This window comes from uncultured Pigmentiphaga sp., assembly GCF_937950555.1.
Taxonomy (GTDB): Bacteria; Pseudomonadota; Gammaproteobacteria; order Burkholderiales; family Burkholderiaceae_B; genus Pigmentiphaga.
The window spans coordinates 17,406-37,280 of the sequence record NZ_CALFCW010000071.1 but is presented as its reverse complement, the minus strand read 5'-3'; the positions used below and the strand labels follow the sequence as shown (position 1 = coordinate 37,280).

The 19,875-nt window shown below is 63.7% G+C and carries 19 protein-coding genes; 5 read left to right on the top strand and 14 right to left on the bottom strand.

Annotated features, from left to right (window positions below; genetic code table 11):
• Positions 1-3 precede the first annotated feature (3 nt).
• A complete protein-coding gene (locus Q0319_RS17255) occupies positions 4-828 on the top strand; it encodes an IclR family transcriptional regulator (RefSeq protein ID WP_299454740.1) in 825 nt (274 codons plus the stop codon).
• A 34-nt stretch (positions 829-862) separates the two neighbouring features.
• On the opposite strand, the gene Q0319_RS17250 is transcribed toward Q0319_RS17255, so the two are convergent.
• From Q0319_RS17250 to Q0319_RS17230, 5 genes are read right to left on the bottom strand one after another with little or no spacing between them, the layout of a single operon-like run.
• The gene (locus tag Q0319_RS17250) at positions 863-1,768 is read right to left on the bottom strand and encodes a VOC family protein (protein ID WP_299454737.1); all 906 of its coding nucleotides are present in this window, start codon (positions 1,766-1,768) and stop codon (positions 863-865) included.
• An 11-nt stretch (positions 1,769-1,779) separates the two neighbouring features.
• The gene (locus Q0319_RS17245; RefSeq protein ID WP_299454736.1) at positions 1,780-2,721 is read right to left on the bottom strand and encodes an MqnA/MqnD/SBP family protein; all 942 of its coding nucleotides are present in this window, start codon (positions 2,719-2,721) and stop codon (positions 1,780-1,782) included.
• A gap of 3 nt (positions 2,722-2,724) precedes the next feature.
• On the bottom strand, positions 2,725-3,480 hold the full coding sequence (locus Q0319_RS17240) for a class II aldolase/adducin family protein (protein WP_299454734.1): 756 nt from the start codon (positions 3,478-3,480) through the stop codon (positions 2,725-2,727).
• 23 nt (positions 3,481-3,503) lie between these two features.
• The gene (locus Q0319_RS17235; RefSeq protein ID WP_299454731.1) at positions 3,504-4,007 is read right to left on the bottom strand and encodes an aromatic-ring-hydroxylating dioxygenase subunit beta; all 504 of its coding nucleotides are present in this window, start codon (positions 4,005-4,007) and stop codon (positions 3,504-3,506) included.
• Positions 4,004-5,281, bottom strand: coding sequence for an aromatic ring-hydroxylating dioxygenase subunit alpha (locus Q0319_RS17230; RefSeq protein WP_299454728.1), 1,278 nt, complete (start codon positions 5,279-5,281; stop codon positions 4,004-4,006). Before Q0319_RS17230 ends, Q0319_RS17235 begins: the two co-directional genes overlap by 4 nt.
• A gap of 227 nt (positions 5,282-5,508) precedes the next feature.
• On the opposite strand from Q0319_RS17230, the gene Q0319_RS17225 reads away from it, so the two are divergent.
• Positions 5,509-6,522 (top strand): tripartite tricarboxylate transporter substrate binding protein, encoded by a 1,014-nt coding sequence (locus tag Q0319_RS17225; RefSeq protein ID WP_299454725.1) that lies wholly within the window; start codon positions 5,509-5,511, stop codon positions 6,520-6,522.
• 29 nt (positions 6,523-6,551) lie between these two features.
• On the opposite strand, the gene Q0319_RS17220 is transcribed toward Q0319_RS17225, so the two are convergent.
• The 6 genes from Q0319_RS17220 to guaD all read right to left on the bottom strand — a co-directional run bounded on the left by Q0319_RS17220 (position 6,552) and on the right by guaD (position 12,405).
• Positions 6,552-7,316, bottom strand: coding sequence for a LuxR C-terminal-related transcriptional regulator (locus Q0319_RS17220; RefSeq protein WP_296465751.1), 765 nt, complete (start codon positions 7,314-7,316; stop codon positions 6,552-6,554).
• Between the two features lie 104 nt (positions 7,317-7,420).
• Positions 7,421-9,157 (bottom strand): phosphoenolpyruvate--protein phosphotransferase, encoded by a 1,737-nt coding sequence (ptsP, locus tag Q0319_RS17215; RefSeq protein WP_296465748.1) that lies wholly within the window; start codon positions 9,155-9,157, stop codon positions 7,421-7,423.
• A gap of 3 nt (positions 9,158-9,160) precedes the next feature.
• Positions 9,161-9,430 carry an HPr family phosphocarrier protein gene (locus Q0319_RS17210; RefSeq protein WP_296465745.1) on the bottom strand — a complete coding sequence of 90 codons (270 nt, stop codon included), beginning with the start codon at positions 9,428-9,430 and terminating at the stop codon, positions 9,161-9,163.
• 2 nt (positions 9,431-9,432) lie between these two features.
• Positions 9,433-9,846 carry a PTS mannose transporter subunit IIA gene (locus Q0319_RS17205; protein ID WP_296465743.1) on the bottom strand — a complete coding sequence of 138 codons (414 nt, stop codon included), beginning with the start codon at positions 9,844-9,846 and terminating at the stop codon, positions 9,433-9,435.
• 2 nt (positions 9,847-9,848) lie between these two features.
• A complete protein-coding gene (gshB, locus tag Q0319_RS17200; protein WP_296465740.1) occupies positions 9,849-10,820 on the bottom strand; it encodes a glutathione synthase in 972 nt (323 codons plus the stop codon).
• Between the two features lie 172 nt (positions 10,821-10,992).
• The gene (guaD, locus tag Q0319_RS17195) at positions 10,993-12,405 is read right to left on the bottom strand and encodes a guanine deaminase (RefSeq protein ID WP_296465738.1); all 1,413 of its coding nucleotides are present in this window, start codon (positions 12,403-12,405) and stop codon (positions 10,993-10,995) included.
• A 178-nt stretch (positions 12,406-12,583) separates the two neighbouring features.
• On the opposite strand from guaD, the gene Q0319_RS17190 reads away from it, so the two are divergent.
• Complete coding sequence (locus tag Q0319_RS17190; protein ID WP_087782786.1) at positions 12,584-13,507, top strand: alpha/beta hydrolase; 924 nt, start codon at positions 12,584-12,586, stop codon at positions 13,505-13,507.
• A 22-nt stretch (positions 13,508-13,529) separates the two neighbouring features.
• On the opposite strand, the gene Q0319_RS17185 is transcribed toward Q0319_RS17190, so the two are convergent.
• Positions 13,530-15,323: an ABC transporter ATP-binding protein gene (locus tag Q0319_RS17185; protein WP_087782785.1), complete on the bottom strand. Its 1,794-nt coding sequence runs from the start codon at positions 15,321-15,323 to the stop codon at positions 13,530-13,532.
• 380 nt (positions 15,324-15,703) lie between these two features.
• Between Q0319_RS17185 and Q0319_RS17180 the strand changes: the two genes are divergently transcribed.
• Positions 15,704-17,152 (top strand): alpha/beta hydrolase, encoded by a 1,449-nt coding sequence (locus Q0319_RS17180; RefSeq protein ID WP_296465727.1) that lies wholly within the window; start codon positions 15,704-15,706, stop codon positions 17,150-17,152.
• A gap of 223 nt (positions 17,153-17,375) precedes the next feature.
• Positions 17,376-17,855, top strand: coding sequence for a carboxymuconolactone decarboxylase family protein (locus Q0319_RS17175; RefSeq protein WP_087782782.1), 480 nt, complete (start codon positions 17,376-17,378; stop codon positions 17,853-17,855).
• Positions 17,856-17,863: 8 nt separating this feature from the next.
• On the opposite strand, the gene Q0319_RS17170 is transcribed toward Q0319_RS17175, so the two are convergent.
• Both Q0319_RS17170 and Q0319_RS17165 read right to left on the bottom strand, forming a co-directional pair.
• A complete protein-coding gene (locus Q0319_RS17170) occupies positions 17,864-18,898 on the bottom strand; it encodes a LysR family transcriptional regulator (RefSeq protein ID WP_087783100.1) in 1,035 nt (344 codons plus the stop codon).
• A gap of 98 nt (positions 18,899-18,996) precedes the next feature.
• Positions 18,997-19,875, bottom strand: coding sequence for an RNA polymerase sigma-70 factor (locus Q0319_RS17165; RefSeq protein ID WP_087782781.1), 879 nt, complete (start codon positions 19,873-19,875; stop codon positions 18,997-18,999).

Genomic DNA, 19,875 nt, shown 5'->3' with positions numbered 1-19,875 from the left:
GCCATGCCATCCGATCTGCCGGCCACCAGTCTCGAGAAAATGCTCTACATCCTCGACTTGGTCGAAGACAGCGACGGCGGCCTGACGTATGAAGAGCTCTCGGAAAAACTGCAGCTCACCCGATCGACGCTCTATCGCTACCTCAAAGTCCTGACCGATTCGGGACTACTGACCTCGCTCCCCAACGTCGGTTACACGTTGGGCCCCAGGATTTCCGAACTCGACTACAAAATGCGGGTGCGCGATCCGCTGATCATCGCCAGCCGCCCCGTCATGGTCGAACTGGTGAAGGCGATTCCGGGCATTGCCTTGCTTTGCCGCAAATACAAAGACAAGGTGCTCTGCGTTCACCAAGAATCCGGCACTGACGCGTTCCACAGCAGCTATGAGCGCGGATATGCCCGGCCGCTCGTGCGCGGCTCAGCGTCGCGCATCATCCTGGCGTACAGCCCCGCGCGCACCGTCGCCAAGCTCTACGAGGCCGATCCGGCGGCCTTCGCCGACGCCGGCCTGGGAGACACGCTCGAGGCGGTCAAGGCTTCTCTCGCCGCCATACGCCAACGCGGCTGGGACGCGACGAGCGGTCAGGTCACCCACGGCGTGACCGGCATTGCCGCGCCGATCTTCGATAGCCATGAAAACGTCATCGGCAGCCTGAGCGTGACCATCGGCCGTCCTCGGCTGGGCGCCGAAGAAACCGCGGCGGCAGCCGATCGCATCGTTTTCTGCGCCGGCATCGTCAGCAAGACCATCGCGAGCGACAGCCCACGCGCGCGCGACTTGGCGCTGCGCACCGTTCCCTCCCATTCGCGGGCACGTCGGACATAGCGCTGGCCCGAGCTACCCTCGACAGCCTCCCGGCTCAAATCGTCGCAGGTTCGATCGCGCCGAAATTGGGCAAATTGACGGGCTTCGGCCCGTTCCAAATGTCTGTCGTGCTGTAGCGCTTGTCCAAGTTGCGCGGCGGCCGCGGCGAGGTCTCCGGGAACTCTTCCATGCCGACCGTAAATTCGACCGTGAATCCGTCCGGGTCTGCGAAATACTGGAAGATGCTGCCAGACGCCTTGTGCCTCCCGGGCGCCGGCGCCACGATGGCCCCCACCTCCAGCAAGCGGTTGCGACCGATCATCAGGTCGTCAAGGCTCTCGACCGTATAAGCGGCGTGAAAGAACGCAGCCTTGGCTCCCTGCTGGATGGCGAAGGAGTGATGGTACGGGTTCGGAAAACAGCGCATGAAGGCGAAATACGGCGCGCCTTCGTCTTCATGGCGGAAATCCGAAACGCGGAAATTCATGACGTCCGTATAGAACTTCAAGCTACGCTGGAAATCCGGCACCCGTATGACGGCGTGGCTCAGCCGCACCAAACGAATCGGATGAGGAACGAACGCGCTGGTACGTCGCGTCATCCCGACCACGAGGTCGAGCGTGATGCCGTCCGGATCCGCAAGCCGAACCCCATCCTCGACGTACATGGCAGCGCATTCGCCGGCGTCGATCCTGCGGTGGCGCACCCCGGCCTCATCCAGCACCCGCCGCGCAACCTCGATTTGGGCCGGGGACTCCAATTCGAAAGCGATGCGCTTGAGGCTGGGGGCGGATGCCGCGTGCAGCATGAGATTGTGATGATCTCCATCACAGGAAAGAAAAGCGGTGTCTCCTGCCTGTTCGACCAAGTCCAGGCCTACCATGTCCCGGTAGAACGCGACCGAACGGTCCAGGTCCGATACATTCAATGCCAAATGGCTCAGTTTCTTGAATCGCAACACGGCTCGCCTCTTTACTGTTTGGGTTCCAGGGGCAGAAAAGCCCTGTCGATGTCGACTTCCTTGACCATGCCCTGCTGGAGGGCAGCCTCGCAGAACCTGCGCACGGCGCGCTCGCTCGCGTCCCACCCGTAGCCGTTCCATCCGCGCCCAAGCGTCGCTTGGATCTTGTCTTGCTCCAGGTCCGCCAACGGCAAGTACTGCGCGGCTTCGTGCGCAACCTCGTGAGAGCCGTGGCGCAGGGCTTGCGCATAGAGGTCGACCAACGCCTGGGCCAGGCCTGGATGCTCATCGAGCAGCGCCTCCCGCACGGCAACCACGTGCGTGACGGGCGCAAACCCGGTCTGCCGCGCCAGGTCCAGGGCCTGCCCGGCCGGATCCGGCGATAGATAGCGCAGGCCGCCCATCTCCAGCGGCCGGCGAGCGAAGATGAAGCAATCGGCCGCGCCCGAACGCAGCACTTCGGCAGGTGCGCGTCCCTTCAACGACCAATCGATTTGCACTTCCTTGGGATACGGCATGCCTTCCAACCTGTCGTCGGCCAAGGGGCACCACACCACGGAAGCCGGATCGACGCCGTGGAAGGCCATATACCAGCGATGCCACACCGCGGCCGTCAGCCAGTATTGGGGAACTGCCACGCGCTTGCCCGCGAGGGATTCGTAACCGGACAACGGTGCGCCTTCGCGGCAAAACGCATATTGCGACACAAGCTTGCGCGCGAAGACCGGCAAGCCGACCAAGGTTTCGTCGCGCTCCCGCACTTTCAAGAACGTGGCGAGCGACATTTCCGCCACATCGAATTCCCCGCGCAATGCCTTCAGCGTGCACTCGTCAATCGTCTTCGTCGGCGTGGCGCGGTATTGCAGGCCCGGCACCGCCACTTGCCCGGAAAGAAGGGGCTGCGCATGGAAAGACTGCGTGGTTCCTATGTGTATGACTCGATCGCCGGACATGGCTCAGACGCTCCCCTGACTGGTTTCATTTGCGTTGTTTTTTGTGCGGTACGCCCGGCTGCGCCAGTACTCCCATGCCCGGTCATACCCCTCGCCCGGCTTGGCGTCGCGCAGGCGGGAACTAATCTTTTCGACTTCCCCTGCCGTGAGGAATGTGATCGGCCCGAGCCGGCTGGCCTGCAACTGCAGGTTCGCATTCACCTCCAGGTAGACCGCCGTGTACACGGCCTCCTTGATGGAATTCCCAACGACCGTGCAGCCGTGCCCGCGCATCAGCGCACTTCGGTTCCTTCCCAGCACAGTCGCCAGGTCGCGCCCCATCTCCATGTCGCTGACCAACAGCGTCGTATCGCCAAACTTGTCTTGCGCATCCCAGACCGGGATATGAAAGCCGATCGTCGCGCAGCTATGGACGATCGGGCGCAGCGGCGCTCCGGTCACGGCAAAAGGCACGACGCTGCGGCTGTGGTTGTGCACCACGGACTGGACATCGGGCCGCGCCTGGTAGATGGCGCCATGGATGAAGCGCTCGAGGTAGGGTTTCCGCCCTCGCGCATCGATGGGCTCCCCCGCGAGCGTGAACTCCATGATGTCGTCCAGCTCCACTAGCTCGGGGGAGCGCGCCCGGGACAGGAAATAACGCTCCGAGTTGTCTGGACTTCGCACGCTGATGTGCCCAAACGCGTCAACCACTCCCTCTGAGGCGAGAATGTGGTTGGCGGTGACCAGCTCCTCTAGCAACGCTTGCGGTGTGGCCATGCTTTCCTCTTAGAACGGTGGGTTTAGAGAATGAAGCTCACCGACCCCAGCGAACCGAGCTCATGGGCGTCGATGACGACCCTTCTCTCCCGAATGCGCAGGCCTTCCGGGGTCAGGCGCAACTGGTAGGTCAAGCCGCCAACGTATTCGCGAACCCGTTCATACCGGCGAAAGCGATAACAAACGAAGTTGGCCGCCACCGTGGCGAGGTCGCCCTCCTGGCCAAGCACCCGGACATTGCTGATGCAGCGACGAAGGCGCGATTTCGGCGCCTCGGCATGGCAATTGGGATCCAGGATCCGAATCACCCGCTGCCGGATGCGTTCGGCGTCGTCCGCGATGATGAAGAGCGTGTTGTGCGGTTCTCCATCCGGTTTGTCGTTGGGGGGAATGAGGTACCTGGCGTCCGGGGTCAATAGTTCCAGCCACTCCTTGAGCCGCCATTCGTCCAGCAACGCCGCTTCGTAATACAGGAAATCCTCCGCCTCCGCTCTGGTCAGGCGCCCTACCGCAGTCGTCTGGCTCATGCGTTCTCCTGCATCAGTTTGTTCCAGTGGCGCCAGAACGTGCGCAAATGGTGCTCGTCGCTGTTGAGTTGGTCCGATTCGGGCTTACCCATGCCCCGTGACATCTCGGACCACTCGTCGCTGCGCCAGTTGGCCAAGCCCTGTTGAACGAGCTCGAGCGCCTCCACGTCATCCGGCGTGGCGAATCCTCCCGGTCCATAAAACGTCAGGAAGGCATCCAGCCGACGCGCCCGCGCGGATTCGCTCTCGTCCGCGGGCCCCAGCGCCCAGGCCGTGACGTGCATGCGCTCCGGACCCTCCGGGAAAAAGGTCCGTATGGTGACCGACGAGCCATCGTTGATCACGAGGTTGGGGAAAATCACCAAGTTCCGATTGGTGTTGGCCACGCGTTCCGCACGTTCGGGCCCGAGGCGCTCTTCCAGCTCCCGCCGTATCTCGGCGATCTCCTCGCGCGCCTCTTCCCCATAGAGAGGAATCCAATGTGCGACGGGCCGCCCGCGGAAGTTGACGTTATCCGTCGTGAAATGACCGTTGCCTAGGCTGATCGCGTAGCCCTTGGTGGGAAGGACTTGCCCCGATTCGCGCGGTGTCCGCTCGATCGTGACGCCGGAATTGGCCATGAACCTCAACCAGGTGGAGTGCGTGGTGGGCAGGTGATAGTCATCCACGCTGTTTTCCACCATCAGCTTCCAGTTCGCCGCAACGTCGTATTCCTGCGTGCCGGATATCACTTGCATGACCCCGGAAGGTGATTGGTCGATCACGAGGTCTATGTATTCGACGGCCCGTGCCAGGTAGTCCCGTAGCGGAGGCCCGTTCGGGTCCAGGCACAGAAACCAGAAATCGCGGTAGTGATCGAGCAGCGGGGGCCGCTTCAGGCCGTACTCATTGCGATCAAACGAGGCGGCGTACGCCTCTTCCCCGGGAATGCGCGCCAGCTTGCCGTCGATGCCGTAGCTCCATCCGTGGTAGACGCAAAAGAACCGGCGGGCGTTGCCCTCGCGCTTGGTTTCGACGATCGCCGCGCGATGGCGGCAGGTGTTGAAGAAACAATCGATCTTGCCTTGCTCGTTGCGTACGAAGATCACGGGACGCCCCGCCACTTTCCGCGTCACGAAGTCGCCCGGGTTGGGGATTTCCGAGGCGTGCCCGACGTAGATCCAGCACTTCGCAAAAATTTTCTCCATCTCCTCGGCGAGGACCGAGGGGGAGACCAGCGCTCCCCGGTGCAGCAGGAAGCGTTGGTTTTCGACATCGTCGATGATGTATTGCATTCTTTTCCCATAACAGCAGACAGTGCTCAAACGTATTCAATCACATAAACCCACTATTTGGGACAGTATCGATACTTGATTATGGATATCCCTAGATTCGACGTATTGAATCTGGAATTTCGATCGTTGCAGAGTAATCTATTCATCCCATATTTTGGGACCATAAGAACTATTCGTCGGCCGCTGGGCGCAAGACGCCAGTGGCTCCACCCCCAAAGGAGACACCCATGCTTGGAATCCACTCGCCCGCACGGCCGCGGGCATTTCTCGCCGGATGCGCGCTCCTGGCCGCCGGCACCTCCGCGGCAGCGCCTTCGCTCGTCCATGCGGCGGAAAACCCTGGCGGCTATCCCCAGCGAACGATTACGTTGGTCGTTCCCTTTACCCCAGGCACCAGCGCGGACATCTTCGCGCGCCTGATCGGGCCCAAGGTATCGGAACGGTGGAAAGTCGCAGTGGTGACGGAAAATCGCCCCGGTGCCGGCGGCAACATTGGCGCAGAATATGTGGCACGCGCGGCGCCGGACGGGTACACCCTGCTCATGACCGCCACCGCATTCGGGACGACCCCGGTGCTCAACAAGAACACGCCTTTCGATCCCATCAAGTCCTTTCGCCCGGTCGGATTGGCCGCCACGAGCGTCATGGCGCTCGTGGCGCCAAGCAAACTGCCCGCCAACTCCGTGCAGGACTTGATCCAACTCGCCCAATCCCAGCCAGGCAAGCTCAACTACGCTTCACCCGGGGTGGGAACGGCCCAGCATTTGGCCATGGAGCTCCTCAAGCAAAGCGCCGGCATCAACATGGTCCACGTGCCGTACAAGGGAACGGCTGGCGCACTGACTGACGTGATGGGGGGCCATGCCCAGGCGATGGTCACCAGCCTTGGCGCGGCCACACCTTTCCTGCAGAGCAAACAGCTCAAGGTGCTCGCCGTCATGAGCAAGAAGCGCGTACCCGAACTTCCCGACTCCTCGACCGTCGTCGAACAAGGGCATCCCGACCTTGTCGTCGATACTTGGTACGGCATGCTGGCGCCCGCAAACACGCCCGACGCCATCATCGCCAAGTGGAACCGGGAACTCAATGAGCTGCTGCGGTCGCCAGAAATCATCGCGGCGCTTCAGAACCAAGGGCTGATACCGGGCGGCGGCACGCCAGAGGATCTGGGATCGCTCATCCAAGAAGAGCTCGCTCGCTGGACGAAGGTCGTGAAGGCGGCCAACATCGTTGCCGACTAAGGCCCCGACTCCGCCGGAAAACGCTCCCCCTACAACAGCCCCCGGAAGATGGCCTGGGCGATGGCGGCCTGCTTGTTGTTCACCTTGAGCTTGCCGAACACGTTGCTGAAATGGAAGTTCACGGTGCGCTCGCTAACGCCCAGGATGTGCGCTGTTTCCCAACTCGTTTTCCCGACCGCAGCCCAGCGCAGGCATTCGAGCTCGCGCGCCGAGAGCCGGGCCGACTTGGGCGTGGGCGGGGGCAACCTCAGGTAGGCGTCAAGCAGGAGCGACGCGGCATGATGGCAGAGGCTCGTCAACTGGCCCGGCCCCAGCGGCGGCGCGTAGCCGCTACCTGCTCCGAACAAGAGTGAAAAGCAGGCCGCGGTGGCGCCAGGATGCTGGGCCTCGGCGACGAGGAACAACGCACTATGGGCGCCGAGGCGGCGCAGCTCCCGGTGGAACGGCGAGGAAGGCGGAGTATCGTCCAACGCGCAGCGCAGGGTCCGGATGTGGCCCGGCCGGCTGCCACTGCGGGTGACCAGCGGCAGCAGCTCGGACCGGAAGCCGCTCCACCACCTGGGCACGTCTTCGCACAACCAGCGCAGCGAGGGACCGCCCTGGGCGCGTTCGATCACACTGAATGCATGGCGCCGCGCGCCGAGTTCGTCCGTAAATTCCTGCACCACCTTTTTGAGATCCGCGACGGACGAAGCCTCGAAAAGAGGTCGCAGGGTACTGAGCGCACGGGTCGCCGTTTCCTGGCTCTCCGGGCCCCGGACCGCCCCGCGACGCGGCGGCTTCGAGGTGTGCACGGGACCTTTCATTCCACCTGGCGATGTAAGTTTTGTAACTTAATATGACATACTCACCGGGTGGGGAATAGCACGGACTGCGCTCAAAAGGGCGCACTTATTGCCTATTGACGCAGCAGAGAAAGGTCCATCTCGGCTGCGCGGTTCAGGACGGCTGCCACCTTGGTGCGCAACGCATTGGAATGCGCCTGCAGGATCTCGCGCTTGACGTCCAGCAACTGCTGCGGGTGCATGGAGAACTGCGTCAGGCCCAAGCCCAGCAGCAGGCGCGTCAGCTCGGTGTCCCCGGCCATTTCCCCGCACACCGACACAGGCTTGCCGGCCCGCGCGCCGGCGTTGATCGTATTGGCGACCAGGCGCAGTACGGCCGGATGCAGGGGATCGTACAAGTCCGCCACCTCCGGGTCAGCCCGGTCTATCGCAAGCGTGTACTGGATGAGGTCGTTGGTCCCGATCGACAGGAAATCGAACGCATCGACGAAGGGCTCGATCGCGATGGCGACCGCCGGCACTTCCACCATGGCCCCCACCGGAATGTCCTTGCCATAAGGTTGCCCGCGCGCGTCCAACTCCTGCCGGGCTGCCGCGAGCGCCGCATACGCCGCGCGCGCCTCCCGCAAGTGGGCGATCATGGGGACCAGTATCCGCACCGGCCCATGTGCGGAAGCCCGCAGGATGGCGCGCAGCTGGGTCGCGAACAGCTCGGGATGCGCCAGGCAATAACGGATGGCGCGCTTGCCGAGGGCCGGGTTGGTGGCCACGGTGGCTTCGCCGTCGAGCGCCTTGTCCGAGCCGATGTCCAGCGTCCGAATGGTGACAGGGCGTCCGCCCAGCGTACGCACGACGGACGCGTAGGCCTCATATTGTTCGTCCTCGCTGGGCAGGTCGTCGCGCCCCATGAAGAGGAATTCGCTGCGGAACAGCCCAATGCCCTCCGCCCCGGCATCGACCGCGGCCTGTGCTTCCTCGGGCAGCTCGATGTTGGCCAGCATGGAGATCGCCACGCCATCCAGCGTGATGGCCGGCACGTCCCGCAAGGACGCCAGCGTGGCGCGCTCCCGCACATAATCGGCCTGCCGGACCCGGTACTCCTCAATGACCGCGGCGGGCGGATTGACCAGGAGTACCCCTGCTTCGCCATCGACGATGACCATGTCGCCGTCGCGCACCAAGGTGCGCGCCACGCCAAGCGCCACGATGGCCGGCACGCCCATGCTGCGCGCAACGATGGCGGTATGGGAGGTGGCACCGCCCAGGTCCGTGGTGAAGGCGGCAAAGCGCGCGCCCCGCAGCTTGAGCATGTCCGCCGGGGCAATATCGTGGGCCACGACGATGAGAGGGTCGCCGTTGTCGGGGATCGCCTCGCTCTTGAGCTTGCGCGGACGGCCGTCGGCCTCGGCCAGCGCATGCAGGATGCGCTCTATCACCTGCCGGACGTCCCCCCCGCGTTCGCGCATGTATTCGTCGTCCATCTGCTCGAACTGCTCTGCCAGGAGCTGTCCTTGTGCAGTCAACGCCCATTCCGCGTTGTAATGCCTGCTCCGGATGATCTGCAGCGGCTCCTGCGAGATCATCGGATCGGCCAGGATCATGCTGTGAACCTGCAGGATGGCGCCGAGTTCGCGGGGCACGTCCGCGGGCAGGTGGGCGGCCAGCTGGGCCAGTTCGTCGGAGGCGGCGCGAATGGCAGCTTCGAGGCGGGCGCATTCGGCCTGGACGTCCTCCTCGGCAATGCGATAGTGGGTCACCTCGAGTGCAGCCGCGCCAATGATGACGGCGCGGCCTATGGCATAGCCGCGCGACACTCCCAGTCCGTGCAAAGCCAACATCGAGGTTTCCATGGACTACTCCGCCTCGCCGAACTTCTGCTCGAACAGGGCCTGGATCTGGTCCAAGGCCTCTTGGGCGTCCTCGCCCTCGGCGTCGATCGTCACCTTGCTGCCCATGCCGGCGGCCAGCATCATGACCCCCATGATGCTCTTGGCGTTGACGCGACGCGAGCCCCGGCTGATGTGGATCTCGCTGCGAAATTTGGTGGCGAGCTGGGTGAGCTTGGCGGACGCCCGCGCGTGCAGGCCCAGCTTGTTACTAACGATAATGTCGATACTCGGCATGTTCAGTGGTCTTCGGAGTCGCCTTCGACGCGCAAGACACCTTGTGCGCCGCCTGATAGCGCGCGCTGCGCCAAATCTTCCAAGGAAAGGTGCCTATACGGCAAGGTACGCAAAAGCATCGGGATGTTGACGCCCGCGAGCACGGTCGTCGGCGTTCCCAGGCGGGCGGCCTCGCGCGCGGCGCGATGGGTCTGGTTGGAAGGGGTGGCCCCCACCACGTCGGTCAACACCAGGACTCCGCCCTCTCCGGACAAGGCCTGGATGCGCTCGAGCACCGCGCGATACATGTGGTCGGGATCCTCGTCCGCCCCCGCGTCGTAGACTTGCACGCCGGACAGTTCGCCGAAGATATGCGACGCGCACGACAACAGCGAGGACGCGAGCGGCTCGTGCGCAACGATGACGATTCCGGCCATGCCTAGCGCGCTCCCTGCGACGCAGCGACGGCCTCCTCCAGCGCCTGCGTGAACATGGCGCCGACGTCGAATCCGGTCTGTTCAGTGATTTCGCAGAAGGTCGTCGGGCTCGTCACGTTGATTTCGGTGACATAGTCGCCGATCACGTCCAGCCCGACGAGCAGCAATCCGCGCGCGGCCAGCTTGGGGCCGAGTTCGCGCGCGATCGCGAGCTCGCGCTGGGACAAAGGCTGCGCCACCCCGCGCCCGCCTGCCGCCAGGTTCCCCCGCGTCTCGCCCGCCTGGGGAATGCGCGCCAGGCAATAGGGCACCGGCTCGCCGCCGATCAGCAGCACCCGCTTGTCGCCGTGGACGATCTCGGGAATGTAGCGCTGCGCCATGATGCTGCGCCGGCCGTTGTCGGTCAGCATTTCGAGGATGGCGTTCAGGTTGGGTTCCTTGGGCCCGATGCGGAAAATGCCCGTGCCGCCCATGCCGTCGAGCGGCTTGACGATGACGTCGTGATGCTCCCGGTGGAAAGCCTTCAGCCGTGGCATGTCCCGGGTCACCAGCGTGGGCACGGTCAGGTGGGGGAATTCCGCAATCGCCAGTTTCTCGGGGTGGTTGCGTATGGCCGCGCCGGAATTGAACACCCGTGCGCCCTGCGCTTCGGCCCGTTCGAGCAGATGCGTGGAATACACGTATTCCATGTCGAACGGCGGGTCCTTGCGCATCAATACTGCATCGAACGCCGTGAGCGGCTGGTCGCCCTCGGGGCCTTCCTGCCACCACGCGTGTCCGCGCAGGTCCGCACCGGGCACAAGCTCGATGGGCCGCGACGCCGTGCGCACCACGCCGTCGATGACGTAGAGATCCCCCTGCATGGCGACGCTCAGCCTGTGGCCGCGCGCCACGAGCGCCCGCATCATAGCCACGGACGTGTCCTTGTAGGCCTTGAGCGCTGGAAGTGGGTCAATGATGAAAAGTACGTGCATGATGGCCTTGTTTGCCCGCGAAAGGCGAGCGCGGAAAGGAGGTCGATTCTAGCAAGCCCCGCGACAGCCGCATGACGGCTGGTGCGCAGGGGCCGATAAGTCGCGTTGTAACAAATCTGGCGGGCTGCCGTCGCGTTTCCTCCCGCGGCAACAGGCCGCACGGCACCCTGGATCACGCATCAGCACGCACCGGCATGCCGTCGGCGTAGCAGAAAGGCTGCGGTTGCCGCGCACGGTCGTACACCGGTCGACCGGCCACGTAGGTGGCACGCACCGCCCTATCGTCGCCCAACGTCATCAGCACGAACAGGCGTTCCATCACATCCGTGCAATAGCGCATCCGGAAATCCATCAGGGGCGTGGCCTTCAAATCCAGCACGACCAGGTCCGCGTCGTATCCGGGCTCCACGGCACCGAGCCTATCGTCCAGATACAAGGCTTGTGCCCCGCCCCGGGTAGCGAGGTAGAAAGCGTGTGCAGCGGTCAGCCTGGTCCGGTTCATGGCCGCGACCTTGTATGCCTCGTTCAGCGTCTGCAGGGGTGAGAATGCCGTGCCTGCGCCAATGTCCGTGCCCAGGCCGACCCGTACCGGCCGATCCGCGCGCTTGGCGTCGAACAGCCGGAACAACCCGCTGCCGAGGAAAAGATTCGAGGTCGGACAGTGCGCAAGTGCCGCGCCGCAGTGGTGGCAGGCGCACAACTCGGCCTCGGACACGTGCACGGCATGGGCGAAGATGGCGCGCGGGCCGGCTAAGCCGGCGCGCCGATAGATGCCGAAGTAGTCTTCGTCTTCTGGAAAAAGCGACGCGATCCACTCCACCTCGCCTGGGTTCTCGCTCAGGTGGGTCTGGACGTAAGTCCCGGGATGTTCGCGCCAGAGACGGGCCGCTGCCGCGAGTTGCGCCTCGGACGACGTCCCCGCGAAGCGGGGCGTAATGCAATAGAGCTGCCGCCCTTTGCCGTGCCATTTTTCTATCAGCGCCTTGGACTGCGCGTACCCGGACTCCGCGGTATCGAGCAGGGCAGGCGGTGCATTCCGGTCCATCAGCACCTTGCCGGCGATCATGCACGTCCCGAAGCGCTCCGAAACTTCGAAAAACGCATCCACCGACTCGGGGTGCACCGTGCAATACACGGCCGCGGTCGTCGTGCCCGCGCGCAGCAACTCCCGCAAGAACAGCTCGCTCACCACTTCGGCGTGGGCGCGATGGGCGAACTGTTGCTCGGTCACGAAGGTGTACTTGTGCAGCCACTCCAGCAATTGCTCGCCGCAGGCGCCGATCATCTGCGTCTGTGGGTAGTGGATATGGGTGTCGATAAAGCCCGGCAGGATAAGCGCGTCGGGATAGTGCGCGACGGGCATGGACCCTTCCACCCGCGCCCGCAGCCCGTCATAAGGCCCGGCCTCGAGGATCTTGCCGTCTTCGATCACCACCAGCGCATCGGGCAAATGGACGAACGATTCGGCCGGCTCGGCCAGGAACGGGTCGGCGTGGAAGCTGAGCATCCCGCCGCGCAGGGCGTGCCGCCCGGCCGCGAAACGCGGGCTGGCGGGGTCGGAAGCCGTTGGGGGACATGGCGTCATGGGCGTCCTCGGGCATCGGGAATACGGATGCGGCCGCAAGACTATCGCGTACTGCCGCAACCCGCATCATAATGGCAGCTTTCCCGATGAGGGAAAGGGGCGACGAAAGACGCTGCGGCGCCCCTGCCCCCGTTCCCTGCCCGCGCGCTGCATGCGCTCATCGTTGCGAGGATAGACCGTGAGCACCATTTCCTCTCCCGCGCTGCCCGAGATTCCCGCGTGGCTCCGCCAGTCCATGGCGGAGGTCGGCCCCCGCTGGGGCACCAGCGTCCAGGCGCACGTCAAGCAAATGGTCGACGGCTTCACCCAAGTGCTGCGCGACGCGCCCAAGCTCGGCACCGTCCGGCGCAATCTTCCCTATGGGACGGACCCTCGCCAGTGCGTGGACGTCTACTTCCCGCAGCAGCCAAGCGACCAACCCCGCCCCGTACTGATGTTCGTGCACGGCGGCGCCTTCGTCGAAGGCGAGAAAGACCGCACGGAGGAAATCTACGGCAATGTGCTTTGGTATTTCGCCCGCCATGGCGTGATCGGCGTCAACGTCGAATTCCGGCTCGCACCCGAGCACCGTTATCCCAGCGGAACCCAAGACATCGCCGCGGCCGTCGCCTGGGTACGCCGCAACGCGGCCGAACTCGGCGCCGACCCGAACCGGATCTTCCTCATGGGGCATTCCGCCGGCGGCGCCCATGCAGCGCATTACGCCTACGATGCCCGCTTCCAACCCGCCGACGGGCACGGCTTGGCGGGGTTGATCGTGGTGTCCGGGCGCGTACGGGCGGAAAACACGCCGGAGAACCCGAACGCCAGCCGCGTCGAGGCCTACTACGGCAAGGATCCGCAGGTCATGGAAGACGGCTCGGCCGTGAACCACGTCACGCCAGCCGTCCCGCCGACGATGATCGCGGTGGCGGAATACGAGAATCCGCTCATCGACGTGCACTGCGCGGAACTCTTCCACGCCCTGGCCCGCCTGAGGCGGCGCGCGCCGCGGTTCGTCTGGCTGGCCGGCCACAACCACACGTCGATCGTCGCGCATTTCAATACGGCCGAAGAGTACCTCGGGCGCCAGGTCCTCGAATTCATGGCAGCGCCTGCATGACTCCCCAGGGCGACCGCCCGCGCTAGAGGTCTGCAGCGGCTTCCGGTAAAGGCGTCGCCGGCTCGGCCTTCACGCCGGGCCGCTCACCGATCTGCTGCCTCCACATGGCGTAATAGAGGCCCTTGCGCTCGAGCAGCTCGGCATGGCTGCCGCGCTCTACGATGCGGCCCTTCTCCAGCACGAAAATGACGTCGGCCTGCATCACGGTGGACAAGCGATGCGCGATCAAGACCGTGATCTGCGTGCGGCGGGCGCAGATGCGGCGCACCGTTTCGTTGATCTGCTCTTCCGTGAGGGAATCCAGCGCCGAGGTCGCCTCATCGAATATCAGCAGCCGCGGCTGGCGGATCAGGGCGCGCGCGATGGACAGGCGCTGCTTTTCCCCGCCCGACAGCTTCATTCCCATCTCGCCTATGGCCGTATCCAGCCCGTCGGGCGACTTCTCCAGCAAATAAGCGCAAGATGCCTGTTCCATCGCGGCGATCATTTCCTGGTCGGTGGCGTCGGGCTTGACCAGGCGCAGGTTCTCCCGGATCGTGCCGGCAAACATGTGAGCCTCCTGCGTCACGAACCCAATCTGCCGCCGCACGCGGTTAAAGCGCAGCGAAGTCGTCGGTTGGCCGTTGTACGAAACCGTGCCTTCGGCGGGCGGATACAAGCCCACCAGCAATTTGACCAACGTCGATTTCCCGGAACCCGACGGGCCGACGAAGGCGATCGTATCCCCGAGCCGGGCCTCGAACGACACGTCTTCGAGCGCGTAATCCGCTGCCCCCTTGTGGCGAAAACTGACGTGGTCGAACCGAACGTCGCTCACCGGCCCGACGTCCACCGCGCCGGGAGGCCTGCGCTCGACCGGCTTTTTCATCAACGCCGCAAAGTTCGCCAACGAGGCGTCCACTTCGCGGTAGGCAAGAATGATGTTGCCGAGCTCCTGGAGCGGCGCAAATATCGCCACGGAAATGAACTGCATCGCGATCAGCTCACCCGGGCTCAACACGTCGCGAAAAATGAGCCACAACAGCGCAAACAATATGGAAAGGCGCAGCAGGCTGAGCGTCATCCCCTGGAGGAACGACAGCACCCTTATCCGCTTGACCTTCTCCATCTCCATGGCAAAGATCGCCTCCGTCTGCGCCTGCAGCCTACGTATCTCCGGATAAGTCAGGCCAAGACTCTTGATCAGCTCTACATTGCGCAGCGATTCGGTGATGAAGCCCGAATTGCGGTTGGTCTCGCGCACAATGGAGCGCTGCTGGGCCTTGATCTCCCGGCTGAGCCACCCCGTCAGGCCGCCCAGCAGCACGACGCCCACCAAGAACACCGGCACCAGCAGCCAGTTTTTCGTCACGGCGTACCAGGTCAGGAAACCGGCGCCCACCGCGGCCGCGAAAACCGTGTTGATGAAGGTATTGATGAACCGTTCGCTGTCCGCCCGGACCTTCTGGAGCAAAGAGAGGACCTCGCCGCTGCGCAAATCTTCAAACTCCTGGAATCGCAGGCGCAACACCTGGCGCAAGCCGTCATTGAACAGCTGCGTACCCAGCTTCTGCACCACCAAGCGGGTGAGGTACTCCTGGATCGCCCGGGCCAGGCGCGAAAGAACGGCGACCAGCACCGCCAGCCCAAGCAGGGCCATGACGCCGGTCACGAGTTCCCGCTCGGTCTTCCCGGCCCGGTTGAGGGCATATTCGTCGATGATCCGGCCGAAGATGATCGGGTCGACGAGCGCCAGGATTTGAGAAGCACCGGCCAGCAACAGCGCAACGCAAGCCAGGGTGCGGTGGGGAGTGAGGTAAGTCCAGAGCACACGCATGGATCGCTTTTAAGGCATTCGGACGTTCCGGGCAATGGGTTGTCCCTCGCTCCTTTTCTGACAGTAGCCTGCGACGACTAAGCCTTGCGAGGCCGTGCCTTTGCAACGGTTCTGCAGTCAAGACAAGGCAACAAAATGAAACGGGGATGACCGCTTCACCGGCGCGTTCAGCACCCCGGGCACCCGCGGCTAGCATCTCGTCCCATGCGCACACAAGCCCTTACGTTTCTTATCTTTGCTTCGTTGCTCGCGACCCCTGGGCAACTATAGGATCCTCGATACTTAGCGCTCTAATTATTTTGGCGGCTAAGCAGAGTCCGAACGCTATGGCGAACGAATAGCCAAGGACCACATCCCCAAAACATGTCGAGGAGACGACCATGCCCAAACCCCAACAGCGTCCGCGTGCTTATGGCCTGCTTCGTTCGCGAAAGAGAGTTTCTCTTGCTGCCAGCGCATTGGCGATGGGGCTCCTCGCAGCGTGCGGCAGTGACAATGACGGCCCCCCGGCGCAAGAAGAGGAAATCGCCGGTTGCGACGGTACCGTTACGTTCGCTGAAACGGAAGGCACCTTCGCCAGCGGAACACCGTGGAACATGCGGCGCCCCACCAAGTGGAACGGCGTACTCATCAACGACCTGGACTACGTGGGCGCCAAAGACAGTGCCCGAAGCTGCTATTGGCTCATGAATGGTTATGGGCTCTCGGGGACGGCGCGCAACCCCCAGAGGACATACAACTACGACCCCGCGAGGGAGCAAGATGAACTGATGCAACTCATCGACATGTTCGCGGAACGGTACGGCAAACCGAAGACCGTCGTGCAGTACGGGCACTCCGGCGGCGGGTTTGACGCCCTCAATATCGCCGAACGCTTTGGGGATCGCGTCGACGGCGTGGTGGCCGGCTGTGCGCATGAGCAAGTCCCGTTAATGAACATGATGATGGATGGGTGGTTCGTCCTAAAAACCCTGATTGCACCTGAATTGAAAATCGTAGGCTTTGATGATCTCGATACCGTGAGCGAACAATCCGCGAAATGGAAAGAAGCGCTCAGTGCCGCACAAGAGACGCCTGAAGGCCGGGCTCGAATTGCATTGGCAGCAGCCATAGGCCAATGGCCGGCGTGGGGAACCACCTCCGTTCCGAAGCCAGACCCCGAAGATAAGGCGGCACTACAAGAGGCGATTTTCGAGACCGTCCTTTTCAACGCCGGTCAACCAGGCGGACAATCCCGATTTATGTCCGAACACGCGGGCGGCTCCCCGGTGCCAAGACAACTTTCTTGGAACAAGGGAATCCATTACGAAGACTTCCTTGGTAACGCGGAACCCATGCTGGGCGCGCTCGTGCAGGCCTTGTACGCAGATGCCGGCCTCGATATGAAAGAAGATCTCGACAAGCTGGCAACCGCCGAACGCATCGAAGCAGATCCTGAGGCAATCGCATTCTGGGCTGCACCGGGAAGGACCGTGCATGGAACACCGACGATTCCTGTGTTGCGGTTCCACACTACCGGAGACAGTCTTGTGCCGCCCACCATCATGGATGCTTATGTACAAAAAATGGAGGCTAATGGCGGGAACACCGCCCTCTACCGAACCACGGTAGTGGACCGGCCGGGACATTGCTCATTCGATCCCTCCGAGTCCGCTGCCGCCGTCGACGCCCTACTGTCGCGAATCAACACCGGCATCTGGCCCGACCTGAGTCCTGATGCCATGAATGCCCGGGCCAAGGAGCTGATCCCTGCTTCGGAGCCTCTCTTCGTTCCGTTTGAATCGCCGCGCGCCAACCGGCCCGACAACGCTCCCCCTGAAGCCATGTAGCCTGGAAATGAAGATGAATCGCGGCGTGCCAAGCGCCGCGATTTTTTTGGCTTTTCCAGATACTCCCATCCCGGCATTGCTTCCTCCCACGCAACACGCTGTTCACTCTCGGGTATCTACCGCCAAGCGTGCCCTGAGCCTAGGATGGTCCCATCGTCAGCCGCCATGCGGCTCCCGATCTTCCGGAGGTTCCGGACAGACCTTTTCCGAATGAGGCAATCGCATGACCCAACGCATCAATGCCTTCGAGCAATCGCCCGAATTGTTCAAGAAACTCGTCGATCTCAGCGCTTTCTTGAAAACCTGTTCCATCGAGCGCTCCACGCTTTGCTTGGTAGACATCCGCGCGTCGCAGATGAACGGCTGCGGCTTCTGCCTGGACATGCACGTCAAGGAAGCCAAGATCCATGGCGAGCGCGAGTTGCGGCTGCACCACGTCGCGGTCTGGCGCGAGTCCACGCTGTTCTCCCCGCGTGAACGCGCAGCGCTGGCCTGGACCGAAGTCCTGACGCGCCTGCCCGCGGAGGGCGTACCCGACGAAATCTACGAGCACGTGCGGGAGCACTTCTCGGAAAAAGAAATCACCGACCTGAGCTTCGCGATCATGGTCATCAATGCCTGGAACCGGCTAAACGTGGGCTTTCGTACCCTGCACGGCACGGCGGACAAGGCTTACGGCCTCGACAAGGCCGGGCTCGCGTGACCGCGCTGTCAGGCAGCCCTGGCGCCCCAGGTAGCCCCGGCGCGCGGCCAGGCATCTGCCGACTGTCCGCAAGACGGTAAATGCAAGCGCGGGCCATCCCGTCGCGGCCGCCCACGCGCGCCCATGTGCTCGATCATGTAGTCGACGAACGCACGTATGCGTCCCGGCAAATGCTGGCGGCTCGGATAGCAAAGGTAATGCCCGCGGTCCGCGGGTGCATGCTGCGACAAGCATGCCACCAACGCACCCGTGCGCAAGTGCTCGTCCACCTGGTAACCCGCCAGCTGCGCGATGCCTTCCCCGGCAAGCACCGCCTGCAAGACGAGGTCTTCGTCGTTGAAGGACAGCATGGCGCGCGGTGCCAACCTGCGGACCCCGCCGTCGACCTTGAATTCCCATTCGCATGCGTGTCCGGATGGCAATCTCAAGCCCACGCAACGATGGTTCGAGAGGTCCTCGAGGTTCCGCGGCAGTCCATGCGCAGCCACGTAGGCGGGCGCGGCGCACAGGAACATCGCCATGGGCATCAGTTGCCGGGCGATGATCGAGCTGTCTTCCATGCGTCCATTGCGAAACGCCACGTCGATGCGGCCTGCAGTGAAGTCGGCAGGCCTATCGTCGAGCAGCAGCTCGACCGAAACCGCCGGATGGGCGGCGCGGAACCCATGCAGCAGGGGCGCGACGACCTTACGCCCGAACCCGGTGGGGCAGACCACGCGCAAATGCCCCGACGGCGGACCCGCGCGCAGCTCCCGCATTTCCTCGACCGCCTGCGCAATCCGTTCCACGCCGTCGCGGCACTTTTCGTAGAATCGTTCGCCTTCGGAAGTCAATGTGGTCCGGCGCGTCGTGCGCACGAAAAGCCGCACGCCCAATTGGGTTTCCAGCTTGCTGACGGAGCGGCTGACGGCCGAGCGGCCTATGCCCAGGCGCTCGCCCGCCTTGGCGAAACTGCCTTCCATCGCGACCGCGATGAACGCCAGCACGCCGGCATGGCTCGCAGCGAAATTGGAAGCCAGGGCGTCGGGTGGGCCGACACGCATGGGCAGGGCCCTGGCAGCCCCGCCGGAAAAAATGTTCGCGTCCATGCCCATAAGACGAACGAAGTAGCCGTTTTGTGACACGGCCCCGGCGCGCCGCCTTATCGCTTGCCCCAGGCGGTAGCGACGACCGCCAGTTTGTCCGGATTGCGCTGCACGAACACGCGGACGATGCGCTCGCCATCGGTCTCGAAGGCCTGGACCGACTCCAGCACGCCGTCGATGAAACGCAGGAGCGCCCACTCCCCATTGACCTGCGCGACCTCCACCCGCAAGCCCTCGCCATGGCGCCGCTTGACCGCGTAGAACAGTTGTGCGAGACGCTTGCCGCCCGCCAGGCGAGCGAAAGCCGGCACCCTGCCGCCGCCGTCACCGATCAGCTCGGCATCTTCGCTGAGCAAGGCGCGCAGCTCGTGGAAATCTCCTCGCCGCATGGCATCTGCGAATGCGCCCAGGAGCCGCCGATGGATCTCCTGCGGCACGGCCCGCCGCGGCCGCGCTTCCCGCAGCTGTTGCTTCGCGCGGCGCACGAGCTGACGGCAGGCCGCTTCGGTCTTCCCGAGGATGCGGGCGACTTCCCCATAATCCGCGTCGAATACCTCGCGCATCAAGAAGGCCGCGCGGGCATCGGGAGAAAGGCGTTCCAGCAGCATGAGGAACGCCAGGGAGACGTCGTCGCGCCGCTCGCGGATCTCCTCCGGCGTCTCGGGCGATTCGGTCAGGATGGGCTCGGGCAACCACACGCCGACGTAACTCTCGCGCTGGGCCTTGAGCTTGCGCAGGCGATCGATGGACAGGCGGGTCGCCACCGTTACCAACCAGGCCTCGGGACTGTCCAGCGCGGGCCGATCGACCTCATTCCACCTCAACCACGCCTCCTGGACCACATCTTCCGCGTCTGCCACGGTGCCTAGCATCCGATAGGCGATCGCGTGCAGGCGCGGCCGCAGACGGGCGAATAACGTCGTGGCGTCGGTCAT

Coding starts and splice junctions, on each gene's coding strand:
- Q0319_RS17240 (WP_299454734.1), bottom strand. CDS start 3,480: ATGGCCACACCGCAAGCGTTGCTAGAGGAGCTGGTCACCGCCAACCAC.
- Q0319_RS17245 (WP_299454736.1), bottom strand. CDS start 2,721: ATGTCCGGCGATCGAGTCATACACATAGGAACCACGCAGTCTTTCCAT.
- ptsP (WP_296465748.1), bottom strand. CDS start 9,157: ATGGAAACCTCGATGTTGGCTTTGCACGGACTGGGAGTGTCGCGCGGC.
- Q0319_RS17175 (WP_087782782.1), top strand. CDS start 17,376: ATGACCCAACGCATCAATGCCTTCGAGCAATCGCCCGAATTGTTCAAG.
- Q0319_RS17165 (WP_087782781.1), bottom strand. CDS start 19,875: ATGACCGACGCCACGACGTTATTCGCCCGTCTGCGGCCGCGCCTGCAC.
- Q0319_RS17170 (WP_087783100.1), bottom strand. CDS start 18,898: ATGCGTGTCGGCCCACCCGACGCCCTGGCTTCCAATTTCGCTGCGAGC.
- gshB (WP_296465740.1), bottom strand. CDS start 10,820: ATGCACGTACTTTTCATCATTGACCCACTTCCAGCGCTCAAGGCCTAC.
- Q0319_RS17205 (WP_296465743.1), bottom strand. CDS start 9,846: ATGGCCGGAATCGTCATCGTTGCGCACGAGCCGCTCGCGTCCTCGCTG.
- Q0319_RS17235 (WP_299454731.1), bottom strand. CDS start 4,007: ATGAGCCAGACGACTGCGGTAGGGCGCCTGACCAGAGCGGAGGCGGAG.
- guaD (WP_296465738.1), bottom strand. CDS start 12,405: ATGACGCCATGTCCCCCAACGGCTTCCGACCCCGCCAGCCCGCGTTTC.
- Q0319_RS17210 (WP_296465745.1), bottom strand. CDS start 9,430: ATGCCGAGTATCGACATTATCGTTAGTAACAAGCTGGGCCTGCACGCG.
- Q0319_RS17225 (WP_299454725.1), top strand. CDS start 5,509: ATGCTTGGAATCCACTCGCCCGCACGGCCGCGGGCATTTCTCGCCGGA.
- Q0319_RS17255 (WP_299454740.1), top strand. CDS start 4: ATGCCATCCGATCTGCCGGCCACCAGTCTCGAGAAAATGCTCTACATC.
- Q0319_RS17185 (WP_087782785.1), bottom strand. CDS start 15,323: ATGCGTGTGCTCTGGACTTACCTCACTCCCCACCGCACCCTGGCTTGC.
- Q0319_RS17230 (WP_299454728.1), bottom strand. CDS start 5,281: ATGCAATACATCATCGACGATGTCGAAAACCAACGCTTCCTGCTGCAC.
- Q0319_RS17180 (WP_296465727.1), top strand. CDS start 15,704: ATGCCCAAACCCCAACAGCGTCCGCGTGCTTATGGCCTGCTTCGTTCG.